This window comes from Pseudomonas sp. 2995-3 (assembly GCF_002742565.1).
Lineage (GTDB): Bacteria > Pseudomonadota > Gammaproteobacteria > Pseudomonadales > Pseudomonadaceae > Aquipseudomonas > Aquipseudomonas edaphica.
Genome location: NZ_LJSB01000218.1, coordinates 123,886 through 139,969 on the forward strand (window position 1 = coordinate 123,886; position 16,084 = coordinate 139,969).

A 16,084-nucleotide genomic window follows, 5' to 3' on the forward strand; every position below is an offset into this window, starting at 1 on the left:
TAAGTTCCAGATGCCCAAGACTAGACCAGTCCTGCAGTCTTGGGTTCCAGGCACGCCAAAGACCCAAACACGCTAGCCTGCGCGCTGGCAGGAATAAGCCCGCAACACGCGCCTTGATCGACGCCATCTATCAATAGATCAGTACAGCCGATTAGACGCGACCCTTTGTCGCGCCTAGTCTAAACATTGATCATTCCCTCGGTGGTACTGCCCCATGAACGCCAAGCGCCCAGTCTGCGCGGCGCCTGCCCTCGAAACGCCCGCGCCGGCCGCCAGCCAGAGCTACCAGTTTTGCAATCTGGAACACACTGAAATTGCCAGCACTGCATTGGCCGAAGAAGTGGCGTTGGCGATTGCCTACAACGACATCAGCCAGGCGGTGATGCTGGTGACGCCCACCGACCTGGAAGACTTTATCGTCGGCTTCAGCATCGGCAGCGGCATTATCGCCGACGTTAGCGATATTTATGATCTAAAACTCAGCGGCACGGGCTCTGCCCAATACGCTCACGTACAGATTTCCAGCCGCGCCTTCTGGAACCTCAAGCAGCAACGCCGCCAGTTGGCCGGCACCAGCGGCTGCGGCCTGTGCGGCGTAGAGGCCGTAGAACAAGCCTTGCCAGACCTGCAAGTGCTGCCCGGTGCGCCCTTGCCGCCCGCCGAATGGCTCGACGGCCTGCGCCAACGCATCAGCGCCTTTCAGCCCCTGGGCCAGTACAGCGGCGCGGTGCATGCGGCGATCTTTATGAATAACCAGGGCGAGTTGCTGATGGGCCGCGAAGACATCGGCCGACATAACGCCCTGGATAAATTGATCGGCGCGCTGATCCGCCAAAAAATTCCGACCGACGGCGGCCTGGCCATTGTCACCAGCCGCTGCAGCCTCGAATTGATCCAGAAAGTCTTGCGCGCAGGCATCCAGACCCTGGTCAGCCTGTCGTCGCCCACCGGCCTGGCCCTGCAATGGGCGCGCCGGCACAACCTCAATCTCATCCACCTGCCGCAGAAAAGTGCGCCGCGGGTCTACAGCCCTGCGATGGAGAACCAGCCATGAGCCTGCATCACCAAGCCGACCAAACCCCGACTCCGCGCTACAAGCCTTACAAAGGCCCGGCCGGCGGCTGGGGCGCACTGATCAGCGTGGCGCAGGCCTGGCTGACCAGCGACAACGCCATGAAAAACCTGCGCATGATGCTCAAGACCAACCAGAACGGCGGTTTCGACTGCCCTGGCTGCGCCTGGGGCGACTCGCCGGAAAGCGGCATGGTCAAGTTCTGCGAGAACGGCGCCAAGGCGGTCAACTGGGAAGCCACCAAGCGCCGTGTGGACGCGGCCTTCTTCGCCAAGCACAGCGTGACTGCACTGCTGGAGCAGAGTGACTACTGGCTGGAATACCAGGGCCGCCTGACCGAGCCGATGCGCTACGACGCCGAGACAGATCGATATAAAGCCATCAGCTGGGACGCCGCCTTTGACCTGATCGGCAAGCACCTCAACGCCCTGCCAAGCCCGGACATGGCCGAGTTCTACACCTCGGGCCGGGCCAGCAACGAAGCGGCGTACCTGTACCAGCTGTTTGTGCGTGCCTACGGCACCAACAATTTCCCGGACTGCTCGAACATGTGCCACGAAGCCAGCGGCGTCGCCCTGGCGCAAAGTGTGGGCGTAGGCAAAGGCACCGTGACCTTTGATGACTTCGAACATGCCGATGCGATTTTCGTCTGGGGCCAGAACCCCGGCACCAACCACCCGCGCATGCTTGAGCCGCTGCGCGAAGCGGTAAAACGTGGCGCCCAGGTGGTGTGCATCAACCCGCTCAAAGAGCGTGGCCTGGAACGCTTCCAGCACCCGCAACACCCGCTGGAAATGCTCACCAACGGCGACAAACCGACCAACACCGCGTACTTCCGCCCGGCACTGGGTGGCGACATGGCCATCCTGCGCGGCATGGCCAAGTTCCTGCTGCTGTGGGAACGCCAGGCCCAGGCCGAAGGCAAAGAGGCGGTGTTCGACCACGACTTCCTCAATGAACACAGCGTCAACGTGCTGGAGTACCTGGGCCAGATCGACGACACCCCATGGGATGAAATCGTCACGCAGTCCGGCCTCACCCTGGTCGAGATCGAGCAAGCGGCGCGCATGTACGCCAAAGGCAAAAACGTGATCATGTGCTGGGCGATGGGCATTACCCAGCATCGCCATTCGGTGCCGACCATCCAGGAAATCGCCAACCTGATGCTGCTGCGCGGCAACATCGGCCGCCCAGGCGCCGGGCTGTGCCCGGTGCGCGGCCACAGTAACGTGCAGGGCGACCGCACCATGGGCATCAACGAACGCCCGCCGGTGGCGTTTTTGGATTCGCTGGAGCGCCGCTTCCAGTTCCAGGTGCCGCGTACCAATGGCCACAACGTGGTCGAAGCGATCCACGCCATGCTCGAAGGCCGCTCCAAGGTGTTTATCGGCCTGGGCGGCAACTTCGCCCAAGCCACGCCAGACAGCCCGCGCACCTTTGAAGCCCTGCGCAGTTGCGACCTGACCGTGCAGATCAGCACCAAACTCAACCGCAGCCACCTGATGCACGGCAAAGACGCGCTGATCCTGCCGTGCCTGGGCCGTACCGACATCGATATCCAGGCCGACGGCCCGCAAGCCGTGACAGTGGAAGACTCGTTCAGCATGGTGCACGGCTCCAATGGCCAGTTGCAGCCGCTGTCGAAGCTGATGAAGTCCGAGCCGGCGATTCTGGCCGGGATTGCCGCCGCCACGTTGGGCAGCAAGCCGGTGGACTGGAACTGGCTGGTGGCCGACTACGGGCGCATCCGCGACTTGATCGCCGATACCATCCCAGGCTTCAAGGACTTCAACGAACGCATCAAACACCCAGGCGGTTTCTACCTGGGCAACTCCGCCGGTGCACGCCGCTGGAACACGCCGTCGGGCCGCGCCAATTTCCGCCCGAACGTGCTGCCCAAAGACCTGATCCACGAACGCACCCACGCCACAGGGCGGGTGCCGGACCTGATCATGCAATCGATGCGTTCCCACGATCAGTACAACACCACCATTTATGGCCTGGACGACCGCTACCGTGGGGTCAAAGGCCAGCGTGACGTGCTGTTCGTCAACGAAGCCGACATCATCCGCCTGGGCTTCAAGCCGGGTCAGAAGGCTGACATTGTGTCGCTGTGGGAAGATGGCCGCGAGCGCCGCGTGAAGGGCTTTACCTTGCTGGCGTTTGATATTCCGGCGGGCCAGGCGGCGGCGTACTACCCGGAAGTGAACCCGCTGGTGCCGCTGGAAAGCACCGGGGATGGCAGCCATACGCCGACGTCGAAGTTCGTGGCGATTTGCCTGGAAGCGGCGAGCGACAGTGGCTTGATCATGGCCCGTTCAGCCTAAGCAGAGCCCATCGTGGCGAGGGAGCTTGCTCCCGCTCGGGTGCGTAGCGACCGTAATAATGTTGGGGTCGCTGCGCAACCCAGCGCGAGCTTGCTCCCTCGCCACAAGAGAACAATGCCGGCAGTTTTACTCAGGCACAAAAAAAGGCCGCTTTTGCATAAAAGCGGCCCTTCCGAAGTAGCTAAAGACTCACAAAATTGACTTAAGTTCCCTATACAAAACAGCAACTTAGCAAATTGTATACAACCTCTACCGCCGGTCGGTTTTCGATTGTCAGCGCCTCGATACAACCTCAGGATCGCGCCGTCATCCTCTTGAGGTCTCTCTATGAAGTTCTCCTCGATTCTCTTGTTGTCCCTTGGCCTGGTCAGTGGCGCAGCCATGGCCGGTGGCACCACCGAAGCCGGTGTGGGCGGCGCATTGGGCGGGGTTCTAGGTTCGGTTGTCGGCCAGCAGTTGGGCGGCAACACAGGTTCCACCATCGGCGCAGCCTTGGGTGGCGCAGGCGGCAGTGCGGTGGGTGCCGATAGACGCAGCCGTGGCGAAGCCGCCATTGGTGGCGCACTGGGCGCAGCCGGCGGCAACGTCGTGGGCCGCAGCATGGGCGGCAGCACCGGCGCACTGGTCGGCTCAGCAGCCGGCGGTGGTGCAGGTGGCGCGCTGGGCAACTACATGGGCAACAAGAGCGATGACGACGACCGCCGCTACCGCGGGCGTGACAACCGTCGTTATGACCGTGATGACCACCGTGGACGCGGGCATGCCTACGGGCATCGCAAGAACAAGCACCACTACCGTCATCGGTAAGTTCTAAAGAACACAGCTGGCCCCCTGTGGGAGCTGGCTTGCCTGCGATAACGGTGGGTCAGGACGCACATCTAATCCTGACCCACCGCTATCGCAGCGATGCGGCGACCCAACAAGCCAGCTCCCACATTTGATTTTCATTGCATGAAAAAGGGTCTCATACCACCAACCGCTCCAACGCCTCGCGCAACTTCCCCGCAATTGCCACCGGTTGGTTCGATGCCCGATCCACAAACACATGCACAAAGCGCCCCGCCGCACTGGCTTCGTCCTCGCCGGCCTTGAACACCGCCAACTCATATTGCACCGAGCTGTTACCAAGCTTTCCAACCCGCAGGCCGATATCCAGGCGATCCGGAAACGCGATCGAGGCGAAATAATCGCACGCCGAACTCACCACAAACCCCACCACCTCACCGTCATGAATATCCAGCCCACCTTCTTCAATCAGGTAGGTATTCACCGCCGTGTCGAAAAAGCTGTAATAAGTGACGTTGTTCACATGGCCATACACATCGTTGTCGTGCCAACGCGTGATGATCGGCTGGAAGTGACGGTAGTCGGCGCGTTGCGGCATTGAGTCAGGCATGGGCGGTTCTCTGGAAAGTGGGTTTACAGGTCATTCAGGTGGGCTTGCGCCCACTCACGCACCTCGGCGTATGGGTAGTCCTCCAGCGCAGCAAAACCCGGTATGCCCCGCGCCTTCAGCTTGGTAAACAGCGGCACGCTGATACCGCCGAGAAACCGCGCCAGCCGTTCCGCTTCTGGCAGGTTCGTGGTGTGTTCATGATGCCTGTGGATAAAATCACCGCACAGCCCCATGAAGTTTTTATCCACAAGTGGCGGCAAACTCGGCGGCGGCGGCAAATGTGCGACGTGGCCGTGGCATACCGAACAATGCCCGCAGCGTAGAGGGGCATTTTCATCGCCAAAGTACTTGGCCAAACGCTGCCCCAGGCAATGCTCGGTAGCAAAAAGCTCGAGCATGGCGTGGATCCGCGCCACTTCCGTCACTTCATGGTGCTTGAAGCCTGTGTATAACTCGGCGCTCAGCACCCGTGGATCAAAGTCAGTATCGAGCAGGCTGTAGACCTCGGTCATCTGCTTGCTTTCCAGCTCAATCAGGCCCTGTTCCTGGAAGTAGTCCAGCGCCTTCACCACCCGGCTGCGCTCGGCATTGTGCTGTTGGTACAGCGCATCGAGATCCACCGTCGCCCAGGTTTTGGCGCGTTTACATACCTGGATGATCGCCGCGACAAACTGCTGCCGCTCGCCGGAAAACCGCGCCAGCAACGCCTCGGGCTCGATCAGGTATTTGAAGCGGTATTCGGCGTAAAACGCATAACGCGGTGCGATCACACCCTTGAGCTCCAACTGCACCAGCAGTGTCTTGAGCGGCAGCTCGCGGATGTTGCTGTGGTCCGACAGCGATCTCAGCAGGAACTCCCACTGGCCTTCGCTTCGCGCCGCTTGCAACTCCTCCAGTACACGGCGAATGCCCTCCTGCTCTGGCGTATCGCCATACACAAAGTTTTCCAGCACATTGAGGCTGTCGCGGTTGGCCAGTACCAGGCAATCGGACGGCTGCCCATCACGCCCGGCGCGGCCGATTTCCTGGCTGTAGTTCTCGATAGACTTGGGCAGGTCGAAGTGCACCACGTTGCGAATATCACTCTTGTCGATGCCCATGCCGAACGCGATGGTGGCAACAATGCAATTGGAGCGCCCGCCCATGAAACGCTGTTGGATACCTTCGCGTTTATCGTGGGGCAACCCGGCGTGATACGCCTCGGCCTGGATGCCATTGCGGTTCAGGTGTTCGGCAATCTGCTCGGCGGTTTTTTGCAACGTGACGTAAACGATGCTCGGCTGATTGGCCCGCGCGCTCATCCACTCGACCAAGCGCCGGCGTTTGTCGTGGCCGCTCACCGGCTCTACCAACAAGTTGAGATTGGGCCGGTAGAAGCCCGTGGTGATCACATCATCCGGCGCAATGGCGAACTTGGCCTGCATGTCGGCAATCACCTTGGGCGTGGCTGTAGCCGTCAGCAGCAGCGCTTGTGGGATATTGAACTGGCGCTGGTAGTCCGGCAGTTTCAGATAGTCCGGGCGGAAGTTGTGGCCCCATTCGGAAATACAGTGCGCCTCATCCACCACCAACAAGGAAATCTGCACGCTTTGCAGGAAGTTACGGAAGCGCTCGTTCTTTAAGCGCTCCACGGAAATCATCAAAATCTTCAACTCACCCGAACGCGCGCGGGCCATCACCTCATTGGCATCTTCACGGCTCTGCGCCGAATCGATACTGCCAGCACAAATGCCATGGCGTTGCAGGAAACCCAACTGGTCCTGCATCAGCGCCAACAGCGGCGACACCACCAGCGTCAGGTGCGGCAACAGCACCGCCGACAGCTGATAACACAAAGACTTGCCGGAACCAGTGGGGAAAATAGCGGCAGCCGAACGACCGGCCAGCACCGCGCTGATCGCGGCCTCCTGGCCCAAACGAAACTGTGGGTAACCAAAGACCTGTTGGAGGGTGTTGTGCATAAGCTGTCACTCCGTTGACCGCTGAACGAGTCAAAAACATAGACCAGCGATCGGTAAACGGTCGGGGATAAACGCTACAAACTGATACAGAGAAAACCAGCAAGACCGCGCAAAAATGCAGACAGTAGCACGCTTGATTACAAGCCCCGACAAGGAGTCGTGAATGTCTCGCATGCCACCGTTTTCTTTGCTCCTCGCAATGCCCTTTCTGCTGATGGGCTGTGCAACGCCGCCGAAACCCACCTCCGAGCAACTGGCCGTGCATGCCTTTGAAACGCCCGAATACTTCTCCGCAAATGCACTGCCTATCGTCAAGGCATCCACCCTCTATGCCCAGTTGATCTCCATGCAGTCTGGCGACGACCGTCCCATGACCCCGTCCTGACTGAGCGTTCCTCACGCTCTGCGTGGGAATGCCGCCTGGGACGCTCCGCGTCCCACCTCCGCGCACGGCTTTAAGCTTGGGCACTGGTGACGCAGAGCGTCACGGGAGGCATTCCCACGCAGGAGCGTGGGAACGATCTAAAAAATGACCCCGCAGCAGGTTCGCGAACGCTTGCTCAGCACCGCCAATCGGACGGGCATCTATGCCAACAGCGAAGCCTACGGACGCGGGTTGATGGACCTGGATGCGGCTTCGCGTCTGTAGGATTGGCGATGGCCGTCCCTTGAAGCCGTTCTGACTGATCGTTCCGCACGCTCTGCGTGGGAATGCCGCCCGGGACGCTCCGCGTCCCACCTCCGCGCACGGCTTTAAGCTTGGGCATTGGTGACGCAGAGCGTCACGGGAGGCGTTCCCACGCAGGAGCGGGGGAACGATCAGGAAACCTGTGGGAGTCGGGCTTGCCCGCGATGGCGGTGTGTCAGGCAGGGAAATATTGCCTGACACACCGCCATCGCGGGCAAGCCCGGCTCCCACATTGGCTGGGTGTTGCCAAAAAATCACTGTCAAACCGAAAATTCCGGAAAGCTTTGTGGGAAGCAGACAAACACCGTGTAGTCCTCTTCCCAAACTGATCAAAACACCTGCCAAGCCCTCTACATAACCTCCCTTCACATGACCGAAACTAGTGACCTCTCAACTGTCCCGGCAAAAACCGTGAACATCGAAAGGACTCAACGATGGTCGACTACAGCTCTTGGGGCTCGCTCCTCATTCTTATTGCCCTTACTGTCCTGCTCGATAGTAAGTTGAAGCATCCCGAGCTCAGAAAATGGTTCGGACTGGCCCTCATCCTCACCGGACCAATGCTTCTAATCGTCGCCACTTCCTGGCTGAGCGAATTACAATTCGACAGTCTTCCGACATTCGCCTTTATCATTGGCATCCGTCTCTTTTTCACCCGAAACAAATTCCGTCGCCAACGCAATCCTCCCCCCCACCCACTCCTGCGTGCCCCCACCATGAACCTGGCCCCCAACTTCCCCGAAGACCCCGTGATGCAGCAGCTTCTGCAACTGTTGCACGAAGAAATCGGCCTGCCGAAGCACAAGACCCTGCGCCTCGAAACCTCGATCAACCTCGAGCTCGGCTGCGACGGCGCCGAGGCCAAGCAATTGATGGAAGCGATGGAGCAAGAGTTTGCCCTCGACTTGGGCGACTACGATGCTTATCGTTACTTCAAACCGCCGGTGTTCGATGTGTTCCTCAAGCGCCGCGCCAAGGGCCGGGGCGATAAGGTGCCGCTGACCATCGGCATGCTCTACCTGGCGATCAAGACCCATAGTTGGGATACGCAAACCCTGGAAAACTTGAGCTGATCCCAAGACCACCGAATACCGGTGTGGGAGCTGGCTTGCCTGCGATGGCATCACCTCGGTATTACTGACAGACCGAGTCGCCTGAATCGCGGCGGTGCGACGATTCGACAAGCCCGGCTCCCACACTGAAGTTGCTGACACAACAACAAGGACCTTACATGGACGTAATAATGGGCCTGCTGGCCGCCCTCCTCTGGGGTGGCACGGACTTTCTCGTGGGCCTCAACGCCCGAGCCGTGGGCGTTAAACGCGCGGTGTATTTCGGCCAAGCCCTTGGCTTTTTGATAATGACGCTGTTGCTGGTTATCTTCCCGGCCTTCCTGTTCAAATCCTTGAATGCCCCATTGAGCGTCTGGCTCCTGGGCATCACCGCCGCCCTGCTCACCGTCTCCGGCGCGCTGGCACTGTCCAAGGCCTTCGCCCTGGGCAAAGCCGCCATCGTTGCGCCTTTGGTAACGTCTTACGGCGTAGTGACCACCCTGCTGTCCTGGGCCAGTGGCGAACACATCAACCTGATCCAACTCGGCTGCATCGGCCTGTGCGTAATCGGCGTGATCCTGTCCAGCATCCACAAGGATAACGGCACGCCCCACAACAACCCGCGCCAGTCCATCGCCTACGCCATGCTCGCCGCCTTGCTGTACGGCACCAGCTTCTGGTTGCAAGGTCGCTACACGCTGCCGGCGCTGGGGCCGATCACCATGTTGTGGCTGGGTTACCTGGTGGGCCTGTGCGTGCTGGTGGTGATGGTGCTGAAGATCAAGGACGGCCTGAAGATCCCGCCGTTGAAAAACTGCGCAACCTTGACCGGTGCGAGCCTGATGAACCTCGGCGGGTTCTCGGCGTTTTCCTGGGGCGCGATGGCGGGCTCGGTTTCGGTGGTGACGGTGATCAGTACATTGTCCGGCGGGATTGCGGCGATTATGGGGTATGTGTTTTTCAAGGAGCGGTTGTCGGCGGTGCAGGTGCTGGGCGTTGCATTAGTGCTGGTCGGCGCCGTGGTTTTGCATATCGCCATCTAACCTGTCGCCCACAAAAAAGCCGCCCCGGAGGGCGGCTTTTTCACAACAACCGAACCTTACAACTTAGGCCCGGCCGCCTTGATCGCATCGCTCACTTCAAACTTCTTGAAGTTCTCGATGAACAGACCAGCCAGCGCTTTCGCCGCTTCGTCGTAGGCAGCCTTGTCAGCCCAGGTGTTACGTGGGTTCAACAGGCCGGTATCAACGCCCGGTACGGCCAAAGGCACGTCGAGGTTGATAGTGTCGAGGTGTTCGGTTTGTGCACCGATCAACGCGCCGCTCTGGATCGCTGCGATCACGCCGCGAGTGGTCGGGATGTTGAAGCGCTTGCCGACACCGTAGCCGCCGCCGGTCCAGCCGGTGTTGACCAGGTAGACCTTGGAGCCGAAGCCGCGCACACGCTTGATCAGCAGTTCTGCGTATTCACCGGCTGGGCGTGGGAAGAACGGCGCGCCGAAGCAGGTGGAGAAGGTCGACTTGATGCCGCTGCCCGAACCCATTTCGGTCGAGCCCACCAAAGCGGTGTAGCCGGACAGGAAGTGGTAGGCCGCTTGTTCTTCGCTGAGGATCGAGACGGGCGGCAGTACGCCGGTCAGGTCACAGGTCAGGAAGATCACAGCGTTTGGCTCGCCGCCCAGGTTCTTCTCGGAACGCTTGGCAACGTGCTCCAGCGGGTAGGCGGCGCGGCTGTTCTGGGTCAGGCTGACGTTGGTGTAGTCGGCGTGCTTGGCATCGTCGATCACCACGTTTTCAAGCACGGTGCCGTGCTTGATGGCTTTCCAGATTACCGGCTCGTTCTTCTCGGAGAGGTCGATGCACTTGGCATAGCAACCGCCTTCGATGTTGAACACCACGCCTTCGCCCCAGCCGTGTTCATCGTCACCGATCAGGTAACGGCTTTCGTCAGCCGACAGGGTGGTTTTACCGGTGCCCGACAGACCGAAGAACAGAGTCACGTCGCCGGCTTCGCCGATGTTGGCGGCGCAGTGCATTGGCAGCACGTCGGCGGCCGGCAGCAGGAAGTTCTGCACCGAGAACATGGCTTTTTTCATTTCACCGGCGTAACGCATGCCGGCGATCAGCACTTTTTTCTGTGCGAAATTGAGGATCACGCAACCATCGGAGTTGGTGCCGTCACGCTCTGGCACGCATTCGAAGTTGGCGACGTTAAGCACTTGCCACTCATCACGGCCGGCTGGGTTGTACTGGGCCGGGTTGATGAACAGGCAACGACCGAACAGGTTCTGCCAGGCAGTCTGGGTGGTCATTTTCACGGCCAGGTAGTGGTCTTCTGCAGCCCCTACGTGAACATGGGAAACGAAATGCTCTTGCGCGTTGTTGAATGCCTCGACGCGAGCCCACAGGGCATCGAACTTGTCGGCCGGGAACTTGCGGTTGATCGGGCCCCAGGCAATTGCGTCCTGGGTGGAAGGCTCTTCAACGATGAAACGGTCAACCGGCGAACGACCGGTGCGGTGACCGGTTTCTACGACCAGCGCGCCAGTATCGGCAAGCACGCCTTCACCGCGCTGCAGGGCTTCTTTGACCAGATCGTCAACACTCAGATCGGTGTATACGGCGTTATTGGCTTGCGTCATGAGGTTCCCCGTCGGCCTATGGCCGAGTGCTCCAAACGTTTTGTAGTAGAAAGTTGCGCACTACTACCGCGAAAAAAGTGGGCCGGATTATGCCAGAAAAGCCCAAAAAGAGTAGGGTCCTCCCGTCAGAACTGCGCTAATCCGGCGTTTGTCAGGTGATTTACCTGTGCTTAAACGTTTTAGTGGCGGGTGTCGGAGGGGGTGTCGATGCCTGCGCCGGCGAATAATTGGGCTACATCGGCTGCATCGAACAGGTAGCGCTGGTTGCAGAACTGGCAGTCGATCTCGATATTGCCGCCATGTTCCACCACCAAGTGCTGCGCATCTTCAAGGCCCAGGCTAACCAAGGCGTTGGCCGAGCGCTCACGTGAACAACTGCAACGGAAGCGCAGGCCCTGGGCGTCGAACAGGCGCACGGCTTCTTCGTGGTAAAGGCGATGCAGGATGGTTTCGTTATCCAGGCCCAGCAGTTCTTCAGCCGTCAGGGTGCCGGCCAGGGCGGTCAGTTTGCGCCAGCTGTCGGTGCGCTCATCGTCGTCCTTGATGCGGTCAGCCGGCAATTGCTGAAGCAGCAAGCCACGGGCGCGCTTGCCGTCAGCGTTGAGCCAGAATTTGGTGCCGACCTGCTGGGACATCACGAAATAGTTGGTAAAGCAGTCCGATAGGGTTTCGCCGTCGAGGTCGACGATGCCCTGGTAACGCTGGCCTTCGGTGGGGTCGACGGTGATCGCCAGCACGCCATTGGCCATCAGGTCTGACAAGGTCGCGTCCGGGGCGATCTGGTCGGCTTCGTAACGGGCCAGGCCACGGATTTCGCGCTCGCTGGAACACTCGATCATCAACATCGGCACCGGGCCTTCGGAACGGGCCTGCAAGATCAGCAAACCATCGAACTTCATGGTGCCTACCAGCAGCGAGGCCGCCGCCATCAGCTCACCGAGCAGCTGCGCAACCGGCTCCGGATAGGGGTGCTTGGCAAGGACTTCGGCATAGCTGCGCTCCAGCGAGACCAGTTCGCCGCGGGCGTCGTTCTCATCGAAGATGAAGCGTTGGGTGAAGTCGGTATCCGGTAGATCAGTCATAGGTCTGGGTATCTGAATTGATGACAAATTGGTTACAAGGTTTATAGAATTAAACGCTTTGGCACCTTTTTGGTGCGTTTTTACAGAGCGAAGAGGGACAGTTTATGAACAATCCGGGTTTGTTCCAAGCCAGGTGGAACCTCCGGGGGTGGGCCTTTTGCAATCTAGTCGCTATCGGGCTGCTGTGTTTTTGGCTGTGGCCCACGGGACAGATGCTGTGTGTGGTTTTCGACGAATGGCTGTTTCATCTGCTTAATGACCCATTGGCAAGCAATTCGACATGGTTGCATGTGTGGGCGGTGGCCAGTTTGCGACCGTTTGATGCCGTGGTTGGGGTGATTTTGCTGGCACTGCTGATTCGCGGCGACTGGGTGTTCAAGGCCATTCAGGTGCGACAGGCATTCTTCGGTTTCCTCAGCATTCTGCTGCTGTTGCTGTTTATCCGTATGCTGTTTTCCAAGCTCACGGCGCAAATGGGCTGGCAGCACAACAGCCCGTCGATGGTGATCAGCGGCGCGATTCATATGAGCGATTATTTCCCGGGCCTGGAGAAAACCTGGGAGTTGAAGGATCGTTCCAGCCAGAGCTTCCCGGGCGATCATGCGTCGGTTCTGCTGATCTGGGGCATGTTCATGACGGTGTTTGCCCAGCGTTTCACCCAAGTAGTGGTGATCTGGGGCTTGGCATTGTTGTTCATGATGCCGCGGCTGGTGGCGGGCGCACATTGGGGCCAGGACGACTACATCGGCGGAGTGCTGCTGGCGTTGCTGGCACTGGGGTGGGGGTATTACACGCCGTTTGCGGCAAAGGTGTCGGGGTTGCTGATACGGGTGACGGCGCCGGTTTTCGGGTTGCTCGGGAAGCTGCCAGTCATCGGGCGGTTGAGTGTCATGCGCATAGCCGCGTAACACCGCAGCCCTAATGTGAGAGCTGGCTTGCCTGCGATAGCGGGGGGTCAGCCACCCTCTCAGTCACTGACCCACCGCTATCGCAGGCAAGCCAGCTCCCACATTGTTGATCTCCTTTTGAAGGGAGATCCGTGTCAATCATCATTGCCGCTGCCGCGAAACTTGAACAGATCACGCCGCTGCTTCTTGCTCGGCTTGCCGTCGGTGGTCATGCCGGTTGCGCCAGCCTTACGCATAGCCGCCGCATTTTCGCGCTTTGCGATGCTGGCTTCGGTTTCGGCATACAACGCCTGCGCCTCAGGCGCGCCACGACGCACGACAGACAGTGCCTGCACCACCACAGTCTTTTCGTCAAAACCTGTACGAATCTGCAGCTCGTCTCCGACGCGCGGTTCCTTGCCCGGCTTGCAGCGCTCGCCGCGATGGTGCACCTTGCCGCTTTCGATGGCCGCCTTGGCCAGGGCACGGGTTTTATAAAAACGCGCCGCCCACAACCACTTGTCCAAACGGACCTTTTCTTCCTCTTCCTGCTTTTGAGCCACTTGAATTCCTCGCTCTGAAAAATGTCGCAACTTTACCGTTGAACCCCTTCAACGCATAAATCCCAAGCCTCACCTAAGATACGCCAGACACCCCCTGTTTTCGCGAGGATACGCTGTGACCGACTTTCCCACCTCACTCACCTCGCCCAACCAGCGTTGCGTAGGTTGCCAGCAAAGCGAAGACTTGGGTTTCGATTTTTCCTTCGCCTACCAGCCTATCGTAGACCTTCGCGACCGGTCGATTTTTGCCCACGAAGCATTGGTGCGCGGTATTCACGGTGAAGGGGCGTTGTCGGTGCTGGACCAGGTCAACGACAGCAACCGTTATCGCTTTGACCAACGCTGCCGTACTCAGGCGATTGCGGGGGCCGCCGCGCTGGGAATGCAAAGCTATCTTTCGATCAACTTCATGCCCAATGCCGTGTACCGGCCGGAGCTGTGCATTCGCAGCACGCTGGAGGCGGCCCGTGCGCATAATTTCCCGCTGGATCGGTTGATTTTCGAAACCCTTGAAAACGAGCATGTAGATAACTATCGCCATTTGACCAATATTCTGCGTGAATACCGCGAATTCGGCTTCAAGACCGCCATCGATGACTTCGGCGCCGGCTATTCAGGGCTGAACCTGCTGGCCGATTTCCAACCCGACTTGATCAAACTCGACATGGCGCTGATTCGCGATGTAGACCAGGATCGTGTCCGGCAGGTTATTGTCCAGGGGATTGTCACAATCTGTGAGCAGTTGGGCGTTACTGTCATTGCCGAAGGTATCGAAAGTGCCGGCGAGCGCGACTTTCTGTCCGACTGCGGAATATTTCTGATGCAGGGCTACTGGTTCGCCAGGCCTGCATTCAAAGCCCTGGCCGAGGTTTCCCCTCAGGCCTGGGCGAACTGACCGGTTACCCATATTGAAGACATTTGACCATTTGACCGTTGTGGGTCTGCGCGAGTGGGTGGCCCTTCCCGACCTGGGAGTGGCTGGCCTGCGCGCGAAGATCGACACCGGTGCCAGTACCTCGAGCCTGCATGCCACCGATATCGAGCCCTTTGAGCGCGACGGTGAGAAGTGGGTGCGCTTCACTGCGCACCTGGGCAGCGTGGTGCAATTGCGCCATCGTCGCTGCGAAGCGCCCCTGGTGACGATGAAAACTATCAAGAGCTCCAACGGCCATGCGCAGGTGCGGTATGTAATCAGCACCACCCTGGCACTGGGTGACCGAGTATGGCGGGTGGAATTCACCCTGGCCTGTCGCAAGGCCATGCGTTACCGCCTGTTGCTGGGCTCCAAGGCGCTGATTGACGGCCAGTTGGTGGTCAACCCCGGCGTCAAGTACGTTCAAGACAAGCCGGTGTTCCCGGTCTCTACTATTTCTGCCCCAGGTGCTGCATGAAGATTGCTGTGCTGTCGCGAAACCCGCGTCTGTATTCCACCCGCCGCCTGGTCGAGGCCGGCACCGAACGTGGCCATGAAATGGTGGTGATCGACACGTTGCGTGCCTATATGAACATTGCCAGCCACAAGCCGCAGATCCACTACCGGGGCAAACCGCTGGAAGGCTTTGATGCGGTGATCCCGCGGATCGGCGCTTCGGTGACGTTCTACGGCTGCGCGGTGTTGCGCCAGTTTGAAATGATGGGCGTGTTCCCGCTCAACGAATCGGTGGCCATTGCCCGTTCGCGGGACAAGCTGCGCTCCCTGCAATTGCTGTCGCGCCGGGGTATCGGCCTGCCGGTGACCGGCTTTGCCCACTCCCCCGATGACATCCCCGACCTGATCGAGATGGTCAACGGCGCACCGCTGGTGATCAAGGTGCTCGAAGGTACCCAGGGTATCGGCGTGGTGCTGTGTGAGACGGCGACTGCCGCCGAGTCGGTGATCGAGGCGTTCATGGGCCTCAAGCAGAACATCATGGTGCAGGAATACATCAAGGAAGCCGGCGGTGCGGATATCCGCTGCTTCGTGGTCGGCGACAAGGTGATCGCAGCCATGAAACGCCAGGCCAAGCCAGGTGAGTTCCGCTCCAACCTGCACCGTGGCGGCAGTGCCAGCCTGATCAAGATCACCCCGGAAGAGCGCATGACCGCGCTGCGGGCCGCCAAAGTGATGGGCCTGGCAGTGGCAGGCGTGGATATCCTGCGCTCCAACCACGGCCCGCTGGTGATGGAGGTGAATTCATCACCGGGCCTGGAAGGGATCGAGACCACCACCGGCAAGGATGTGGCGGGGATCATCATTCAGCATCTGGAGAAGAATGGTGGGCCGAATATGACCCGGACCAAGGGCAAGGGCTGATACAACCCGGCCTTCCACCCACCGAAAAAACCTGTGGGAGCTGGCTTGTCGGGTCGACGCATCGCTGCGATAGCGGTGGGTCAGCAACCCATTTGTTAACTGATACACCGTTATCACAGGCA

At 59.6% G+C, this 16,084-nt stretch carries 15 protein-coding genes and 1 pseudogene; 11 read left to right on the top strand and 5 right to left on the bottom strand.

Going from position 1 to position 16,084, the window contains the following annotated elements:
- The first annotated feature begins 214 nt into the window (after positions 1 to 214).
- From fdhD to AOA62_RS20125, 3 genes are all read left to right on the top strand, one after another.
- A complete protein-coding gene (gene fdhD, locus AOA62_RS20115) occupies positions 215 to 1,054 on the top strand; it encodes a formate dehydrogenase accessory sulfurtransferase FdhD (RefSeq protein ID WP_017135381.1) in 840 nt (279 codons plus the stop codon).
- A complete protein-coding gene (locus AOA62_RS20120) occupies positions 1,051 to 3,399 on the top strand; it encodes an FdhF/YdeP family oxidoreductase (RefSeq protein WP_017135380.1) in 2,349 nt (782 codons plus the stop codon). Before fdhD ends, AOA62_RS20120 begins: the two co-directional genes overlap by 4 nt.
- A 327-nt stretch (positions 3,400 to 3,726) precedes the next feature.
- The gene (locus AOA62_RS20125; RefSeq protein ID WP_017135379.1) at positions 3,727 to 4,206 is read left to right on the top strand and encodes a YMGG-like glycine zipper-containing protein; all 480 of its coding nucleotides are present in this window, start codon (positions 3,727 to 3,729) and stop codon (positions 4,204 to 4,206) included.
- Between the two features lie 157 nt (positions 4,207 to 4,363).
- Here AOA62_RS20125 and AOA62_RS20130 read toward each other — a convergent pair whose 3' ends face one another.
- Together AOA62_RS20130 and AOA62_RS20135 are read right to left on the bottom strand one after the other, a co-directional pair.
- Positions 4,364 to 4,795: a thioesterase family protein gene (locus tag AOA62_RS20130; protein WP_017135378.1), complete on the bottom strand. Its 432-nt coding sequence runs from the start codon at positions 4,793 to 4,795 to the stop codon at positions 4,364 to 4,366.
- A gap of 23 nt (positions 4,796 to 4,818) precedes the next feature.
- On the bottom strand, positions 4,819 to 6,756 hold the full coding sequence (locus AOA62_RS20135) for an ATP-dependent DNA helicase RecQ (RefSeq protein WP_099549515.1): 1,938 nt from the start codon (positions 6,754 to 6,756) through the stop codon (positions 4,819 to 4,821).
- Between the two features lie 163 nt (positions 6,757 to 6,919).
- Between AOA62_RS20135 and AOA62_RS20140 the strand changes: the two genes are divergently transcribed.
- The 4 genes and pseudogenes from AOA62_RS20140 to AOA62_RS20155 all read left to right on the top strand — a co-directional run bounded on the left by AOA62_RS20140 (position 6,920) and on the right by AOA62_RS20155 (position 9,539).
- Positions 6,920 to 7,141, top strand: coding sequence for a hypothetical protein (locus AOA62_RS20140; protein ID WP_017135376.1), 222 nt, complete (start codon positions 6,920 to 6,922; stop codon positions 7,139 to 7,141).
- A gap of 141 nt (positions 7,142 to 7,282) precedes the next feature.
- Positions 7,283 to 7,405, top strand: a pseudogene (locus AOA62_RS31825) (serine protease); the annotation flags it as partial.
- A gap of 755 nt (positions 7,406 to 8,160) precedes the next feature.
- Positions 8,161 to 8,517, top strand: a complete 357-nt coding sequence (locus AOA62_RS20150; RefSeq protein ID WP_017135374.1) for a DUF1493 family protein — start codon at positions 8,161 to 8,163, stop codon at positions 8,515 to 8,517.
- Between the two features lie 158 nt (positions 8,518 to 8,675).
- Entirely contained in the window at positions 8,676 to 9,539 is an 864-nt protein-coding gene (locus AOA62_RS20155) for a DMT family transporter (protein ID WP_256592441.1), read from the top strand.
- Between the two features lie 56 nt (positions 9,540 to 9,595).
- Here the strand turns inward: AOA62_RS20155 and AOA62_RS20160 are convergent, their stop codons facing one another.
- The gene (locus AOA62_RS20160; protein WP_017135372.1) at positions 9,596 to 11,137 is read right to left on the bottom strand and encodes a phosphoenolpyruvate carboxykinase; all 1,542 of its coding nucleotides are present in this window, start codon (positions 11,135 to 11,137) and stop codon (positions 9,596 to 9,598) included.
- Positions 11,138 to 11,316: 179 nt separating this feature from the next.
- Positions 11,317 to 12,219 (bottom strand): Hsp33 family molecular chaperone HslO, encoded by a 903-nt coding sequence (gene hslO, locus AOA62_RS20165; protein WP_099549517.1) that lies wholly within the window; start codon positions 12,217 to 12,219, stop codon positions 11,317 to 11,319.
- Positions 12,220 to 12,323: 104 nt separating this feature from the next.
- Here hslO and AOA62_RS20170 point away from each other — a divergent pair, with 104 nt between their 5' ends.
- Positions 12,324 to 13,127, top strand: a complete 804-nt coding sequence (locus AOA62_RS20170) for a phosphatase PAP2 family protein (RefSeq protein ID WP_017135370.1) — start codon at positions 12,324 to 12,326, stop codon at positions 13,125 to 13,127.
- Between the two features lie 134 nt (positions 13,128 to 13,261).
- On the opposite strand, the gene AOA62_RS20175 is transcribed toward AOA62_RS20170, so the two are convergent.
- Positions 13,262 to 13,669, bottom strand: coding sequence for an RNA-binding S4 domain-containing protein (locus tag AOA62_RS20175; RefSeq protein ID WP_017135369.1), 408 nt, complete (start codon positions 13,667 to 13,669; stop codon positions 13,262 to 13,264).
- 115 nt (positions 13,670 to 13,784) lie between these two features.
- On the opposite strand from AOA62_RS20175, the gene AOA62_RS20180 reads away from it, so the two are divergent.
- The 3 genes from AOA62_RS20180 to rimK are packed head-to-tail and all read left to right on the top strand — an operon-like array spanning position 13,785 to position 15,962.
- On the top strand, positions 13,785 to 14,564 hold the full coding sequence (locus AOA62_RS20180; protein ID WP_099549518.1) for an EAL domain-containing protein: 780 nt from the start codon (positions 13,785 to 13,787) through the stop codon (positions 14,562 to 14,564).
- A gap of 31 nt (positions 14,565 to 14,595) precedes the next feature.
- Positions 14,596 to 15,060 (top strand): ATP-dependent zinc protease, encoded by a 465-nt coding sequence (locus AOA62_RS20185; protein ID WP_169986753.1) that lies wholly within the window; start codon positions 14,596 to 14,598, stop codon positions 15,058 to 15,060.
- A complete protein-coding gene (gene rimK, locus AOA62_RS20190; protein WP_003171022.1) occupies positions 15,057 to 15,962 on the top strand; it encodes a 30S ribosomal protein S6--L-glutamate ligase in 906 nt (301 codons plus the stop codon). The genes AOA62_RS20185 and rimK overlap by 4 nt, the downstream gene beginning before the upstream one ends.
- Positions 15,963 to 16,084 lie beyond the last annotated feature (122 nt).

Bases quoted from the DNA above. Each gene is read 5' to 3' on its own strand.
- fdhD (WP_017135381.1), top strand. From the start codon at position 215: ATGAACGCCAAGCGCCCAGTCTGCGCGGCGCCTGCCCTCGAAACGCCC.
- AOA62_RS20120 (WP_017135380.1), top strand. From the start codon at position 1,051: ATGAGCCTGCATCACCAAGCCGACCAAACCCCGACTCCGCGCTACAAG.
- AOA62_RS20125 (WP_017135379.1), top strand. From the start codon at position 3,727: ATGAAGTTCTCCTCGATTCTCTTGTTGTCCCTTGGCCTGGTCAGTGGC.
- AOA62_RS20130 (WP_017135378.1), bottom strand. From the start codon at position 4,795: ATGCCTGACTCAATGCCGCAACGCGCCGACTACCGTCACTTCCAGCCG.
- AOA62_RS20135 (WP_099549515.1), bottom strand. From the start codon at position 6,756: ATGCACAACACCCTCCAACAGGTCTTTGGTTACCCACAGTTTCGTTTG.
- AOA62_RS20140 (WP_017135376.1), top strand. From the start codon at position 6,920: ATGTCTCGCATGCCACCGTTTTCTTTGCTCCTCGCAATGCCCTTTCTG.
- AOA62_RS20150 (WP_017135374.1), top strand. From the start codon at position 8,161: ATGAACCTGGCCCCCAACTTCCCCGAAGACCCCGTGATGCAGCAGCTT.
- AOA62_RS20155 (WP_256592441.1), top strand. From the start codon at position 8,676: ATGGACGTAATAATGGGCCTGCTGGCCGCCCTCCTCTGGGGTGGCACG.
- AOA62_RS20160 (WP_017135372.1), bottom strand. From the start codon at position 11,137: ATGACGCAAGCCAATAACGCCGTATACACCGATCTGAGTGTTGACGAT.
- hslO (WP_099549517.1), bottom strand. From the start codon at position 12,219: ATGACTGATCTACCGGATACCGACTTCACCCAACGCTTCATCTTCGAT.
- AOA62_RS20170 (WP_017135370.1), top strand. From the start codon at position 12,324: ATGAACAATCCGGGTTTGTTCCAAGCCAGGTGGAACCTCCGGGGGTGG.
- rimK (WP_003171022.1), top strand. From the start codon at position 15,057: ATGAAGATTGCTGTGCTGTCGCGAAACCCGCGTCTGTATTCCACCCGC.